This is a genomic window from Burkholderia aenigmatica (assembly GCF_048627025.1).
GTDB lineage: Bacteria > Pseudomonadota > Gammaproteobacteria > Burkholderiales > Burkholderiaceae > Burkholderia > Burkholderia aenigmatica.
On record NZ_CP184469.1, the window covers coordinates 436247 to 447652 of the forward strand.

The 11406-nt window shown below is 55.1% G+C and carries 14 protein-coding genes; 13 read left to right on the forward strand and 1 reads right to left on the reverse strand.

The features are described 5' to 3' along the window. Positions 1–184: 184 nt before the first annotated feature. The 11 genes from ACN8ZM_RS18990 to ACN8ZM_RS19040 all read left to right on the forward strand — a co-directional run bounded on the left by ACN8ZM_RS18990 (position 185) and on the right by ACN8ZM_RS19040 (position 7486). Positions 185–376 (forward strand): RHS repeat-associated core domain-containing protein, encoded by a 192-nt coding sequence (locus ACN8ZM_RS18990; RefSeq protein ID WP_420212642.1) that lies wholly within the window; start codon positions 185–187, stop codon positions 374–376. 402 nt (positions 377–778) lie between these two features. Then, the gene (locus ACN8ZM_RS18995) at positions 779–1363 is read left to right on the forward strand and encodes a hypothetical protein (protein ID WP_237435443.1); all 585 of its coding nucleotides are present in this window, start codon (positions 779–781) and stop codon (positions 1361–1363) included. Positions 1364–1652: 289 nt separating this feature from the next. Continuing rightward, on the forward strand, positions 1653–2012 hold the full coding sequence (locus ACN8ZM_RS19000) for a hypothetical protein (protein ID WP_420212048.1): 360 nt from the start codon (positions 1653–1655) through the stop codon (positions 2010–2012). A gap of 168 nt (positions 2013–2180) precedes the next feature. Further along, positions 2181–2768 carry a hypothetical protein gene (locus tag ACN8ZM_RS19005; protein ID WP_420212049.1) on the forward strand — a complete coding sequence of 196 codons (588 nt, stop codon included), beginning with the start codon at positions 2181–2183 and terminating at the stop codon, positions 2766–2768. 229 nt (positions 2769–2997) lie between these two features. Continuing rightward, positions 2998–3294, forward strand: a complete 297-nt coding sequence (locus ACN8ZM_RS19010; RefSeq protein WP_420212050.1) for a hypothetical protein — start codon at positions 2998–3000, stop codon at positions 3292–3294. A 280-nt stretch (positions 3295–3574) separates the two neighbouring features. Further along, positions 3575–4111, forward strand: coding sequence for an SMI1/KNR4 family protein (locus tag ACN8ZM_RS19015; protein WP_420212051.1), 537 nt, complete (start codon positions 3575–3577; stop codon positions 4109–4111). 452 nt (positions 4112–4563) lie between these two features. Next, a complete protein-coding gene (locus ACN8ZM_RS19020; protein WP_420212052.1) occupies positions 4564–4911 on the forward strand; it encodes a hypothetical protein in 348 nt (115 codons plus the stop codon). 116 nt (positions 4912–5027) lie between these two features. Further along, positions 5028–5411: a barstar family protein gene (locus ACN8ZM_RS19025; protein ID WP_420212053.1), complete on the forward strand. Its 384-nt coding sequence runs from the start codon at positions 5028–5030 to the stop codon at positions 5409–5411. A 239-nt stretch (positions 5412–5650) separates the two neighbouring features. After that, entirely contained in the window at positions 5651–6448 is a 798-nt protein-coding gene (locus ACN8ZM_RS19030; RefSeq protein WP_420212054.1) for a hypothetical protein, read from the forward strand. A 187-nt stretch (positions 6449–6635) separates the two neighbouring features. Next, positions 6636–6974: a DUF7716 domain-containing protein gene (locus ACN8ZM_RS19035; RefSeq protein ID WP_420212055.1), complete on the forward strand. Its 339-nt coding sequence runs from the start codon at positions 6636–6638 to the stop codon at positions 6972–6974. Positions 6975–7096: 122 nt separating this feature from the next. Continuing rightward, the gene (locus tag ACN8ZM_RS19040; RefSeq protein WP_205823673.1) at positions 7097–7486 is read left to right on the forward strand and encodes a hypothetical protein; all 390 of its coding nucleotides are present in this window, start codon (positions 7097–7099) and stop codon (positions 7484–7486) included. A gap of 240 nt (positions 7487–7726) precedes the next feature. Here ACN8ZM_RS19040 and ACN8ZM_RS19045 read toward each other — a convergent pair whose 3' ends face one another. Beyond that, complete coding sequence (locus tag ACN8ZM_RS19045) at positions 7727–8362, reverse strand: hypothetical protein (protein WP_420212056.1); 636 nt, start codon at positions 8360–8362, stop codon at positions 7727–7729. Positions 8363–9171: 809 nt separating this feature from the next. Here ACN8ZM_RS19045 and ACN8ZM_RS19050 point away from each other — a divergent pair. Together ACN8ZM_RS19050 and livH are read left to right on the forward strand one after the other, a co-directional pair. Further along, positions 9172–10290: a branched-chain amino acid ABC transporter substrate-binding protein gene (locus ACN8ZM_RS19050; protein WP_043180283.1), complete on the forward strand. Its 1119-nt coding sequence runs from the start codon at positions 9172–9174 to the stop codon at positions 10288–10290. Between the two features lie 182 nt (positions 10291–10472). Beyond that, entirely contained in the window at positions 10473–11399 is a 927-nt protein-coding gene (gene livH / locus ACN8ZM_RS19055; RefSeq protein ID WP_043180281.1) for a high-affinity branched-chain amino acid ABC transporter permease LivH, read from the forward strand. The last annotated feature ends 7 nt before the right edge of the window (positions 11400–11406 follow it).

Genomic DNA, 11406 nt, shown 5'->3' on the forward strand with positions numbered 1-11406 from the left:
GAACTTTTATAACAACGTGAGAGGATGGCCGGAGGCACTGGCCAACGCGAACGGCGAGTCGATCTGGCACGCCCATCGAGTGGTTTAGGGTAGCGGGGCGCAGGAGGACTGGGTCGTGCAGGCTCTGTAGTTGCAGGTACCAAGATGGGGCGAGGTGAAATTAGCTCCTGCGACCTCTGCCCACATGCCACGGCGGCAACACTTACGCTTCCAACGAAAATGCCCGAATCGCCAAATCAGACTCCACTACAACTCGCTCGGGCTCTATGATCCCGATATCGATCGTTTCATCTACCCCGATCAGATCGGCCTGAACGGTGGGCGTGATCTATATGCGTACGCTGAGAGTCCATTGACACGGGAGGTGCCGAGGTAAGCAAGCGACCACGGACCACATGAACGGTGTCAGGGATCAGAATCTTTGCTAACCGGCACGTTGTGCGGGGACGTGATGCGTCTACAGGAGGGGGCATCGAGAGACCAATTGGCCCCCATTCAATGGAACTGGACGATATGGCAGTCTCTATATAGGCATGACATTCAGAGATTTCCAAGGCAACCCTGTTCATATCCAGACAGTAAGCGCTGGGCCGATGCGCCGAATGTCTCAATGGGAGCGGGCGAACGCTAATCACATCACGGTACCGGATCCGATTGCGATTGTTACCACGACTGTCTAGGGATCGATCTCGCGACTGAGGGATTTGAATCCGACGATAGTGACACCCTGAACCGCCGCTACCCAGATGAAAGAAAGGAGGCAATTTTGATCCCTAAGATGCCAACGTTGCAAACCTTCATGACACGTGTTGACGAAGCGGCTTTCTCTGATTTGCTGAGAGCGCATATTCCTCATGTCAAATTTATCGACTCGTACATATGGAATTCGCCCTTTCCCCCTGTACATCACAGCATGTCCGGGTGTAACGGGCAGCCATTCTCCGATGTCGTGATTCTCGACGAAGCCATTTGTACTGTGGAACGCTATACGCGTGAATTCGTTGCTCCTCATCCAGGCGGGTCTGGCTATATTGGATCTATGGAGGGGCCGGGGGCCATTCAGTTTCTACGGTCACATGAAGCTAAATATGCACCGGGTAGCCTGCGAGACGGTCGTTTGGCGGCATCCTATGATCCTAAATTAGATGAGGCAACGGATCGGTTTGTTAAGACGGTTTGGAAAATATTCAAGAAATTTTCGATGAAGACGTTCTTGATTGACCTTGAGACTGGTGATGTTAGAGATAAGCCAGAGACCCGATTTTTTGCTGGGCCGGATGCGGCAGTGATGTTCGATGGTTCGAAAGGGAACTATCTAACTAACAACACACTCGCCTATTTCGTAGCAAAATCGTCGAAATGAATTATGTGCTCGAAGCACCTGGAAAATGAGCGTGTTCGATTAGTATTGAAATGCGGGGCAGCTTACTAGCGCTTCCGATTGCACAGCTTCCGTTTCGTGTGCCATTCTCTCATGGTTCATGCGATTCATGGACGCTTGCTTTTGCGATCACATAAAAAAGAATACTTTCACTCTAAGACGGAGTTTCCGTGTGGCATCGGAGAAATATTGACGGAGTTTATTGATGATGTCGCCACATCACCTGATGTGTGAGTATGGCAAGTCGCCGGATGATTTCTAGAGAGGGCGGATGAAAATGACTGATCACGATGAACCGAGAAAGAGTGTTTCCTTAAAAGTTGATGAGATTTCTGCGCTGAAGAAGGCAATAATGTACTTGAAATTTTCTTGCGACGATGCAGAGGCGGATATTTTTGCCTCTAGTCCGCTAATTAACGGTGCATTTGAGAGCCTTGTTAAGGCGGGTGATCTCGGCGAGTTGGAAGTCAGGTTTTACCAGCAAGGCAACAAGGAAAACGAGAACTATGTACTATCCAGGATAGGCGAAATTGAAGCTCGTGATGGGAAGGAAATGAGTGAGGAGCTGAAGAAGAGGGTATACGAAGCATGGGTGTATCCGTTCCGTTTGACGAGCGATCTTGATGGATAATTTAAAAAGAAAGCGGCAGGCGATCGTCGAGGGCATGCTCGCGAGTATCCAGCCGCACGCGACACGGCTGTCCTGAGAGGATCGGACGACGCCTCATGAGTGTGGAAACGTGTGGGAAGTGGCCCCGGAGTAGCGTCTGGCAACGGGCGCATATAGGAATTTATGACAATGAACTCGATGGATGTCTTGAAGAAATTTGTCTCCGGAGAAATGAGTCCGCTTGAGTTTGAGAAAATTCTTTGTGTAGATAAGAATTTGGAGGGGATATTGTCCGAAAACCCTCCGATTCCTCCTTACGCGGAAGAGAGGGGGCTCTATTTGTTTTTGGTATCTAACAGCTACCAATCCTTGGGCGCCGTTTTGGATGCGCAAGATGCCGTGTGTCAGTTTTTACATGCGCGTGGGGTAGGCGTGACGCCGTCAAGCAAGATCCAAAACCAGATAGACGAAATGCGCAAGGTTTTGCCAAAATGGTTGAAGATCCCTGATGAGATGTATGGCGAGATTCGGCAGCGTGCCGCCGGATTGGCTGGCACCGAGCTTATTTCATTTATGAAGGGTGAAATAGGGCGGTGTTTTGTTTGCCTGAGTAAGCCCCCAAAATGGATTCAGGATGAATTTTGGCCTGTGTCGGATGGAGAGCCGTTGATTTTTGTTGGTCAGCTTGATGTCTCCAAAATTCGCCACGACACGTCGTATGTTTACGTATTCTCAAGCAAATCTGGTAAGTACGTCACGATTGAACAGTCTATGTGAGTGTGTCACGGGGCAGGGAGAGGTGACGACGCGGGGCGCAGGATCCTGGTCGAATCTGTTTGAGGGATCACGCATCGGATAGTTCTCAAGCTATCGGATTTTAGAATCTCGATGGCAATAGGCCGATGCAATATGCGGTGCTGGAAGATTTAAACGATTTTAGATCGGCCATTGTTCCAGGCAAGTGAGTCGAGTATTCGAGATTCCAGGTTGACGTTGGAGGTGTCAAGTGCATTCCGTTCGCGTAGTGTGGCTATCCAAAGAAGATGGTGGAAGGAAGCGCCCTCCGATGGCCGGGAAATATTATTCAGTCTCTCGATTTCCCAAGGATGTTGATTGGCAAAACAACGCATGGAGTGTTGTGTTTGACCTGGAGGATCCTTGCCAGGATGATGTTGGAATGGTTAGCCTTGGAAGGGTTGGCTTTCTTGTAAAGGGTGCCCCTGAGGATCGAATGACAAGTAATAAATTATTTTATATCTATGAGGGCCCCAAGAAGGTAGCGGAAGTGATCGTGCTCGATTGACGTGAGACTGGGATCAATTGAATTCGGTGGGGTAAGTTGCGTTTGAGGTATTGCGAAACAAATGTAGATGACCGCCGCGAGATGTATGGTCGCGAGTGTTCGAGCACGTCAACTCACTCGCTACGTATCAGAGAGGATGTGTGCGCATGGTCGAGTTGAGTGTGAGCAAGCAATGTACACGCCGATCTTCGTGGTAGCAGTCACAATCGAAGAGGTAGCCAAGAGAAGCAACGCCTCCGCGAAGGATGACGAGCGAGGCGCTAACTGTTGAGGTCGATAAATGCTGGTTGAGAATTTATTCAGCGGTGATGGTTTCGATTTTTGTGATCAAGGCCCTTCGGTGTCGGCAGCAATAGTGAGGGAAGTGCTGTCCGGGGCTCACTTTAACGGGGTGGATGATTTTGTCGGGTTCTATATAAAAAATAACGGCGGCTATTTTAACGGTGGGGCGTATTTCTATCGGAATGTTTTCTTTGATCTGGCTCCTGGAGATTTTGACTCGATGGAGGTGGAGGGTTTTTACTATCTTGGTCAAAGATATTTCGATGAGGATGAGGTTAACCTCCGTTCTGCAGAGAAGATTCGCGGACTGAGGGCGAAGTATTCCGAAAGGCGAGACAGTTTTTGCCGGACACACTTTCCATTCGCTGGAGATGCTGGGGATAATGATTTTTGGATTGATGTGGAGACGGGTGAAGTAAAATATGTGTTGTGGGAATCGGATAGGGATGTGGATGACGTCATTAGTATCGCGCCAACGTTTTCCGATTTCGTAAATAATATCGTGCCGCGTCGACGTAAGGTGCAACTTGACTGAATCGAGGTGAAGGTGTGTCTTTCTGAATGGTTCGTTGAGTGAGCTTTGTGGTTCGGATCGGCGGCATGGCTTTCGCATGAACTCATGCGAAAAACGATGCGGGCGATTGCAGGTCGGTCGGGATTCGTATCGGTAGTGACGAGGTTTTCTACTTCCTTTCGACGAAGGGATGGGGTGTAGCGATGGCTTCGCAATGGTCTCGATTTGCGATTGAGTGGTCGACTCGATCCGAGTCGGTGGGGCACGGATTTTTGTGCCGCCCGTATTGTCGAGAGGTCCTGCGATCCGTACGGGAAGGCAATGCGTCGAAGATGAGTATTCTCGGCGAAATGAAGGTGTAAAGCGGGTCCGACATTGAGGGGTGAAATTTGCTATCGAATGCGATCGTCAAGTTTTGTAAAGATAGGAAATGGTGGTTTGATGACGTTGACCCGGCGTGTAGAAGTGCCCTCTTGAAAATGGGATTGGATATATCGTCGGATTTTGCGCAATTTTATTTGCATGTGGAAGATGGTCCGACCTTCGCGTCCCGGAACGGCGAGATATATCAAATCTGCTGGTTTTTGAATAACTCTGATTATGATGGAAGATTGAGGGTCGCACGCGAGGTTCTTGAAATTCCAGTGCAGTATATTCCGTTGGACGCATTCCCCGGGGGGCGGGGGTATTTCTATGACGCGAAAACGGGCGGGGTTTTCGATGTTGGGCTAGGGAATTCTCTGGAAGAGTTCGTGAGTGGGAGTATGGTGGCTCGATGGTGTGATTTTAATGAATTCATTGAGTGGTATTTCGATATTTGAGGGCTGTATAAATTTGAGGTGCGATGCGCCGCGGTGGAGCGTATTGCGCGTGATGCCGAAGGTCATGCTTTTTTCAAATCGGGTGACTCATGATGCTGGATAGGCGAGGGCTTTATGTGACCGATTCGGACGAAGCGAAGCGCATTGCGGAAGAATGCGGTCGCGGTGATTGGTTGGTTGTCTTCTTGCCTGCAGGCATCGCATCCAAGGAACAGTTCTTCGACGCGATTCGTAGTACATGTCCACTAGATCCCCCCTTGTGCAGCAATCGAAGCTGGGACGCTTTGGCTGATTCCCTGTCGTCGGGATTGGATGAAATAGAGCACGAGAGAATCGCGATCTTCTGGCCAAATTCGGACTGTCTGAGCGCAGTCGAACCGGAAGCCTTTGCTATTGCTACGGATATACTCATCGATCTGTGCGTGACGCTGGCTGATCCGGACGTAACGGGATCCAGAGCGAAGACGCTGCTGGTTGTTCAAACTCCAGGTCGGGTGTGAACAAGCGGGCACGGTGGGATCCTTGTGATCACCGTCAACCGTCCACCAGGTCGTACAGGCTGTCCCTCGTGCTCCGTTGCTGAAGAATCGGGGCAGACTGAAGTACGACGCGCATGGCGAGGTACTCGACGAGTACACGCTGACCCGCTGGCTTGCATACACCTACCGATCTTGGCAACGCCGTCAGCACCACGATCTCAGGTGAGCGCGCAACTGCGACGCCGAAGGAGGTAGCACCCATGTACACAGGAATCGTCATTTACGGAACCGATCCGACTCAGGCGGCATCTGCGCTGGCAGTCGCCCAGAATCTCTTTTCCCGATTTGGTAGCAAGGCAACCAAGGTGTCCCTTTTGGAATTCGTCGTCCAGAACGGGGAGCGGCTTATTGGCGAGCGCGAGGTGTTTCTGGCTGACTTGGAGGGGAAGATTTCCGGTGGAGAAGCCACGGCATTTCAGGTGTACAACGACGGAGAAAGTGATGGCGCTCCAGCCATTTCGTTTGGCTACAATGTCCCGGCATACGGCGGCTTGTCGTTCATCGATGTTCAGATAGGAATGTCAATTTATGGAATTGATGAAAAAGTAGAGGCATTTGCTAAAACTGTCGCAACGCACATGAGCTTTAAATATGCCATTGCTTATGGCGCTGAAAGCGCATCGATTGCATATAAGTATTCAACTGGCGTTAATTTGATTCGAATTTTCCCATTCGAGAATACGTCTCTTTTTACGAGAGATCTCCCTGGCAGATCGCCGGGAACGGCGAGCTACGAGCGCGGAAAGCTCAGGATGGTTTATCCGCTGAATGTTCTCAACGGGGAACACATGGAGATCCGTGTCGGCGATCTTTCGTTGAAGGAATGGATCAGATCTGATTCGTCTCGCGGATCATTGAAAAGCATTTCGAACAACATGTGGCTCTGGTCGGTCAAGGAGACGGACTTGCCCGGAGTCAACCACGCGTGCGGAGAGTCCGGGATATTGCTCGCCTGGCAGAAAGCGCCCGTGAATAGGCCGTTGCGAAAGCTACCTTGAGCCTGTTTCCGAAGCGGCGCGCGTACCGTACGCCGCCGAGGCAATGGCCGGCACGCAACTCGAGCGCTTGGTGATGACGGACTCGCTCAGCGTGTCGATCGGACACTTCGGGTGCGATGTGTTTGTCCGTCGAATTCGCAAGCTAAACGACGGCTGGCGGAAAATTCTACCGATTCGGGAGGTGTAGATGAAGACTTATCGCTCGGTCCAGGCCCTGCTCGACGAGCTGGACAGTCTCGATTGGGATTCGGCTCTTTTTGTTGATCATCGGGCATGGATGGCCGACCCTTGGCATGCGGATATTCTCCTTCTGGAGGGAGATGACGAGCTCGAAGATGTTGCTCCTGGAACTCATTTGCCAAAAATTGCAAAGAGTAGAAATATGAGGCAGCTGTTCGATATGCAGACATTTCGAGGCATAGTTGAATTCGAGCGACGTCGAAATTCGACGGCGTCTTTGGCGGATATTGTCTTTGCTGTCAACTATTACCGTGAAATGGATGATTTCTATGATCCTCAGGACTAAGTGAGCGGCAGAAATGGTTGCTCTTCAGTGGACAAGACTTGCGGGATGAAATTGGCTGCCGCGGCGATGCGTAAGCCGACGTTTGAGAAAAAGGGGCGGTGATGGAGCTCACGATACGTCCGATGGAAGTTGATTTTGTCTATGACGAGCTGGATACGAACGCGATCACGTTCAGGCTGGCGGATGGCTATTTCTCCATTCAAACGTGTGTCTATCTTGAAGACGACGAACGGCTGAACGAGCCGATGGTTGAGTTGAGCGATCAGGGCGCGCAAAGTGGCGGGTTGGTGCGGGTTCTTGTTTGTCCACGCGAGATATCACTGCAGTTTCAGGAAAGCCTTTGCTTTCTCGATGAATGCTCGTCGATATCGATTGTGTTTGATGAACTTGTCGATGTGACGTTGGTGGATTTTTTCGTCAATCATCTGTTCCTTGGGGATATTTTGATCTATGGCGACGATTTCGACGCCTCGAAAAAAGTGATCCAGACCAGGAAGAGGGACTACCTTTGAGGTGCTCGAGGAGCGTCATCTCATACCATTTTCCAGTTGGAGTGTGGATGGCTTGGTGAGGAATCCGCGCCAGCAGGACTGGGTGAAGCGCGGACGAGAATCTGCCCCGGTCCAGGCGTCCGACCCAGTCAAAGCGGACGGGAGCAGGCAGGGGCTTGCATACGCGTGTGGCAGCCCGCGTGGGTGGGGAAACAGGCGTGTCTTCCACTTGACGCAACCGCTGCAGACCGCCCCAACGCATCACCAGGCGATATTGCAGGACGACCGCGATGTCCCCGCACCGCCAGTGGCCGTGCAACGCGTCCCCGCGCCGTTGTCGTAGAACGTCCGCGTCTCCGGCTGCGGCACCGAAGGATCGAACGGATTCGGCGCGCCATGCGGACCACGCGCCGCGTCGTACGGCCGCTGCGGCGCGTACGAACCGCCACTGGCAGCCGGCCGCGAGCCGTTCGCGCGCAGATATTCATTCCAGTTCTGCTCGCGCTGTTCATGTCCAGGCACGGCGCGACCAAAACTTTCGCTGCCGCCCGCGCCGAGCGCGACGCGGCTCGAGGGCAATGCCCAATCGGGCTCGCGCTCGGACGAAGGCGGCGGTGCCACAAGCGCATCGCCTGACACACGCAACGGCCGCGTATCCGGCGTATCGAACGGCGTGCGTTCCACGGGTGCAGCGTACTGGTCGCGGTGGCGGTTCATGCGCGCCGCATGCCCGTCATCCCGCGCAGCAGCCCACCGCTCCGAGCGAAACACATTGGCACCCGCTGGCCGATCGGCCAGCGAATCGCGTCCCGACGCATCGGCGGTGGAAACAGAAACAGAAAGAGCAAGCGCGTACGCGATCGCGGCGGCGGAAGAACAGCGGAAGGGGTGATTCATCAGCGTTCCGAAGCAGGTGATATGCGATGAGAAAAAACGGCAGATCACTGGCTGGCGGCTGGGCGACGGACGGGCGTCGAAGCGGCCCTGAAGCGTCCGCGAAACGCGGCGTGCGCGACTCGCAGGAAGGCTGGCTGGATTGCAGAAGCGAATTCGTATTATTTCATGGAAATAACAATCAGCTTCCAGATGTTTAGTTTTGTTTGTAAACAGAAGGATTTGCCGCCTCGGCCGAGCGCCCCGAATGAGTGCCCGCCCAGGCAATCATCAGTCGATTGATTATGAACAATCCGACCCTTAGTAGCCCAAAAATGCAACGCTCGGCATCGACATTCGCTGAACCCCAAGCGTAGCAAGGCAACCCGCCAAACCGGCACACTTCATAGCAACCGAATTGCACTCCAGGCAAACGTTCGCGCGCTTCGCGAGGTTGCGCCCCAATCGCCACCACCTATCCCGAAAACCTCCGTGTTTTCCCTCGGTCGACCGGCATTTTTGACAGACGATTTAAAAACGCCCATATAATTTCGACTGCCTTGCCAACGGCTGTCGGACCATCCCTCCGATCAAGCGGTTTGGCAAGCGGGGCAGGCGAAACGCTTGCGCAATGCAAGACGCATCACGATGTCTTTCCGAACCAGACGTCCCCTTTGGGGACTGCAAGAGCCGGGCCCCGCTACGCAACATTCCGCCGGAGTTCCGTCTTCTATGTGTCTCGGGCGTGTCCCATGTCCTCGCCCCGGGTGCTGTTCGATTGCGCAAGTCATGCCGCCTTTGCCCGTATGACTAACAACATCGAGGAGCTCCTGATGACGCTGTCCCGTCTTACGTCCATTTCCGTCGCCGCCGTGCTGTTCGCCGCCGGCGCCGCCGCCGCGCAAGCGGAAACCGTGAAGATCGCCATCGCTGGTCCGATGAGCGGTTCGGTCGCCCAATACGGCGACATGGTGAAGGCCGGCGCGCTGACCGCGATCGAGCAGGTCAACGCTGCAGGCGGTGCGGGCGGCAACAAGTTTGAAGTCGTGATGATGGACGACGCATGCGAACCGAAGCAGGCCGTCGCCGTTGCCAACAAGATCGTCAGCCAGAAGATCAAGTTCGTGATCGGCCACGTGTGCTCGGGTTCGACGATCCCCGCGTCCGACATCTACGAGAACGAAGGCATCGTGATGGTCACGCCGTCGGCCACCGCGCCGCAGCTGACGGAAGGCAAGAAGCGCCACTTCATCTTCCGCACGATCGGTCGTGACGACCAGCAAGGCCCGGCCGCCGCGCACTTCATCATCAACAACGTGAAGCCGAAGAAGGTCGCGGTGCTGCACGACAAGCAGTCGTACGGCCAGGGCATCGCGTCGTCGGTGAAGAAGGACCTCGAAGCCGCGAAGATCCCGGTCGTGCTGTTCGAAGGCATCAATGCCGGCGATTCGGACTACTCGGCGATCATCACGAAGCTGAAGTCGCAAGGCGTCGACTTCGTCTACTTCGGCGGCTACCACCCGGAAATGGGCCTGCTGATGCGCCAGGCGCGCGAGCAGGGCGTGAAGGCCACGTTCATGGGGCCTGAAGGCGTGGGCAACAAGGACGTGACGGCGATCGCCGGCCCGGCCTCGGAAGGCATGCTCGTCACGCTGCCGGCCGACTTCTCGGCCGATCCGGCCAACGCGGGCCTCGTGAAGGCATTCGCGGACAAGAAGCGCGATCCGAACGGCCCGTTCCAGATGCCTGCGTACGCAGCGGTGAAGATCATCGCCGACTCGATCGCAGGAGCGAAGTCGACCGATCCGACCAAGGTCGCCGCGTACATGCACAAGACGACGTTCGACACGCCGATCGGCAAGGTCGCGTATGACGCCCAGGGCGACCTGAAGGCGTTCAAGTTCGTCGTGTACACGTGGCACAAGGACGCGACGAAGACCGCCGCCAAGTAAGACGGAGTACCCGCCCGCGCATTCCGCCCTGTCCGCGACCCGGACGGGGCGGGTGCGTATTGTCCGCGCATCTGCCCATTGCGCGGCCACGGGGCGGCCCGAGACGACACCGTGCGTTGCGCGCGGCCGCGCCGTGATCCGGCGACGGCAGGCGACATGGCGCCAACGGGAGCTTCCCGCACATGACTGACTTCTTTCCGCAATTCGCCCAGCAGCTGGTCAACGGCCTGACGCTGGGTGCGATCTATGCGCTGATCGCCATCGGCTATTCGATGGTCTACGGCATCATCGGCATGATCAACTTCGCCCACGGCGAGATCTACATGATCGGCGCGTACGTGGGCCTCGTCACACTCACCGCAATCGGCATCTCCGCCGGCTATCCGCTGCCGCTCGTGCTCGGCGCCGCACTGATCGTGTCGGTGATCGTCACCGGGCTGTACGGCTTCGCGGTCGAGCGCGTCGCGTACCGGCCGCTGCGCGGCGGCCCGCGTCTCGTGCCGCTGATCTCCGCGATCGGCATGTCGATCTTCCTGCAGAACTACGTGCAGATCGGCCAGGGCGCGCGCGACGTGTCCGTGCCGGTGCTGATCTCCGGCGCGTTCGACATCCATCTCGGCGGCGACTTCGACGTGACCATTCCGTATGCGCGCCTCTTGATCGTCTGCGTGACGATCGTGCTGATGATCGCGCTCACGCTGTTCATCTCGCATTCGCGGATGGGCCGTGCGTGCCGCGCGTGCGCCGAGGACATGAAGATGGCGAACCTGCTCGGCATCGACACGAACCGCGTGATCTCGTTCACGTTCGTGCTCGGCGCGATGCTGGCCGCCGTCGGCGGCGTGCTGATCGGGCTGACGATCGGCAAGCTGAATCCGTATATCGGCTTCGTCGCGGGCATCAAGGCGTTTACCGCCGCGGTGCTCGGCGGGATCGGCAGCATTCCGGGTGCGATGCTCGGCGGCGTGCTGCTCGGCCTCGCGGAAACCTTCGCAGCGGGCTACATGCCGGCCGAGTACAAGGACGTCGTCGCGTTCGGCCTGCTCGTGCTGATCCTGCTCTTCCGCCCGACCGGCCTGCTCGGCAAGTCGGACATCGAAAAGGTTTGAGGGAGAC

Bases quoted from the DNA above. Each gene is read 5' to 3' on its own strand.
- ACN8ZM_RS19050 (WP_043180283.1), top strand. From the start codon at position 9,172: ATGACGCTGTCCCGTCTTACGTCCATTTCCGTCGCCGCCGTGCTGTTC.
- ACN8ZM_RS18995 (WP_237435443.1), top strand. From the start codon at position 779: ATGCCAACGTTGCAAACCTTCATGACACGTGTTGACGAAGCGGCTTTC.
- ACN8ZM_RS19045 (WP_420212056.1), bottom strand. From the start codon at position 8,362: ATGAATCACCCCTTCCGCTGTTCTTCCGCCGCCGCGATCGCGTACGCG.
- ACN8ZM_RS19015 (WP_420212051.1), top strand. From the start codon at position 3,575: ATGCTGGTTGAGAATTTATTCAGCGGTGATGGTTTCGATTTTTGTGAT.
- ACN8ZM_RS19005 (WP_420212049.1), top strand. From the start codon at position 2,181: ATGAACTCGATGGATGTCTTGAAGAAATTTGTCTCCGGAGAAATGAGT.
- ACN8ZM_RS19035 (WP_420212055.1), top strand. From the start codon at position 6,636: ATGAAGACTTATCGCTCGGTCCAGGCCCTGCTCGACGAGCTGGACAGT.
- ACN8ZM_RS19040 (WP_205823673.1), top strand. From the start codon at position 7,097: ATGGAAGTTGATTTTGTCTATGACGAGCTGGATACGAACGCGATCACG.
- ACN8ZM_RS19030 (WP_420212054.1), top strand. From the start codon at position 5,651: ATGTACACAGGAATCGTCATTTACGGAACCGATCCGACTCAGGCGGCA.
- ACN8ZM_RS18990 (WP_420212642.1), top strand. From the start codon at position 185: ATGCCACGGCGGCAACACTTACGCTTCCAACGAAAATGCCCGAATCGC.
- livH (WP_043180281.1), top strand. From the start codon at position 10,473: ATGACTGACTTCTTTCCGCAATTCGCCCAGCAGCTGGTCAACGGCCTG.
- ACN8ZM_RS19000 (WP_420212048.1), top strand. From the start codon at position 1,653: ATGAAAATGACTGATCACGATGAACCGAGAAAGAGTGTTTCCTTAAAA.